The organism is Acidithiobacillus sp., assembly GCF_023255755.1.
Taxonomy (GTDB): Bacteria; Pseudomonadota; Gammaproteobacteria; order Acidithiobacillales; family Acidithiobacillaceae; genus Acidithiobacillus.
Window position 1 is genome coordinate 20,303 of sequence record NZ_JAGDVS010000039.1, and the last position, 1,962, is coordinate 22,264.

A 1,962-nucleotide genomic window follows, 5' to 3' on the forward strand; every position below is an offset into this window, starting at 1 on the left:
CATCCATACCGGACTGGCCACCCGCCGTTTCCGCTGCGGACATGGCCGCATTGGCTGCAGTCTCGTCGGTATTTTCAGCACTGGAAGCTGCTTGTGCCGCCTGCGAGGATAACGAGGCGCTGTTGGACTCCGAAGCCGCTGCGGTATTCCAGGTCTGCTGCAATGCCGTGTCGGGTGCGCTTTGTGCGTTCGCCTGGTCGGTTTGGGCCTGCTGGGTGGCGGTCGTCGCGGTGGCATTCGCATCCGTTGCCACCCGTTCCTGACTGTAGGCATCGGCGGCCTCCGTTTCCGCCGTCACGGTATCCTGATTGATGGTGGCCTGATCGGTAGCGATAGCCGACTGGACAGACGTGTCCGGTGCGGTGGGGGCCGTGTAGGTCACACCTTTTGCCGCCGCCTGTTTCTGGGCATAGGCTGCCGCTGCCGCATCCGTCTGCTCGCCAATGGTAATAGCGTCGGCGTTGGCCTGGTTCTGATCCTGCACAAAACTTTGCTGTGCGGTTGCAGCGGTAGCGGCCGTATTGTTTGCATCCTGTTGATAGGTATTCGCCGTGTTGCTGGCGATACTGGCACCATCCGCCCACATCGCCTGGGTGCCTGCCGACGGCGCCACGCCCGCGGCGGCCGTGTCCGCTGCCGACTGCTGATCGGCTGTGGTGGCATCCGCCCCACGGTTATCGGCGTACTGCTGTTGCACCACGTCCGTCTCGGCATTTTCCATAGCTGCCGTTTCATCGCTGGTCATCTGTGTCTGTAGCGGGCTGGTGTAGGAGAACGGAGTAGAGGATTCCGTAGGAGCCGTAGCGGTCGGCGCGCTCTGTCCCTGCTGGACACCCGTTTCATTCTGGATCGTCTGCAGGGCGGCGGATGCTGCGGATTGTCCGGAGGCCGTTGCGGTACTGTTGTTGCCTGCGTTAGCGCTCTGCGTGTCGCTGGCAGAGGATTGCGCCTCCGACTGCGCGGCATTCTGCTCGTTCTGGTAATGACTGTCGGAATTCGCGCTGGCCTGTGCAGAGGCGCCACCCAGTACCGACTGCTGGCCGGCGGTGGACTCCATCGCCTGCTGTTGTTGCCAGTCCTGATACCAGAGTCCATAGTCATTCTGGTACGCATCATAAGCGGTACCCGCCAACTGACCGTAATAGCCGCTTTTGTTGAGGCAGTCTGTTTTATCGGCTGCGACACATGATGCATAGGTGCTGGATGCATCAGATGCCAGCGACTCATCGGTCAAATAATCGTTGTAGTAGCCGGTGTACAGACTGTAATAGCGGGCCATTTCTTGCGCCAGAACGCTATCGGTTGCCGCCGCCTGCTGACTACTGGCCAAAGAACCCTGTACCTGTGACTGACCGCCCAGTGTGTTGCCGGTCTGCAATTGGCTGCTATTCTGGGTGCCATTGCTGTTTTGGTCGCTGTTGAACCACGAATTGCCGGCCTGCAATTCCGCCTGGGATACCCCTGCATCATTCGCCAGGGCGGCACTGGATGCGGTACTGGTTGCAGCGATGGCGCAGGGAAGAGGTGCCAAGCTGAACAGCGCCATGATAACGGCACTACGAAGGGTGTTCATGCCAGCGCCTCATCAACATCCGCGAATTCCGGAGCGTTCAGCAGGACATCTTCATCAGACCCATCCCATTCGGGCAACGACTGGTCATAAAAGGCCAGTACTGGCAATGCGCCGCGAAGAATCTGACGGAACTCGAAGGCCTGTGCCTCGCTGTCAAAGATCATGACTTCGTGGTTTTTGTCCTGGTACAGAGACCCTGCGGACTCTTCTACACAATAGCGTATACCGGGTCTTACCGTGGGCGACGGCTGGCGTCCGCCCAGGTAGATGAGGGCGTATTCTGCCACTGAATACTTATCGGTGATGGTCTTGGCGTCCAGCATGGGAATTCTCCTTCCTGATTAGCACGATTCTTCCGCTGCGCGGAGCCATCGCTCCGAACGAGGCCC

Annotated in this window: 2 protein-coding genes; both read right to left on the reverse strand. The window is 59.5% G+C overall.

All coding sequences use genetic code 11. The features are described from left to right. The coding region (locus Q0C48_RS03090; RefSeq protein WP_291521438.1) for a hypothetical protein at positions 1-1,573 on the reverse strand (1,573 nt) is incomplete at its 3' end. Further along, positions 1,570-1,896, reverse strand: coding sequence for a hypothetical protein (locus tag Q0C48_RS03095; protein WP_291521440.1), 327 nt, complete (start codon positions 1,894-1,896; stop codon positions 1,570-1,572). The genes Q0C48_RS03095 and Q0C48_RS03090, both read right to left, overlap by 4 nt. Positions 1,897-1,962: the final 66 nt, after the last annotated feature.

Bases quoted from the DNA above. Each gene is read 5' to 3' on its own strand.
- Q0C48_RS03095 (WP_291521440.1), bottom strand. From the start codon at position 1,896: ATGCTGGACGCCAAGACCATCACCGATAAGTATTCAGTGGCAGAATAC.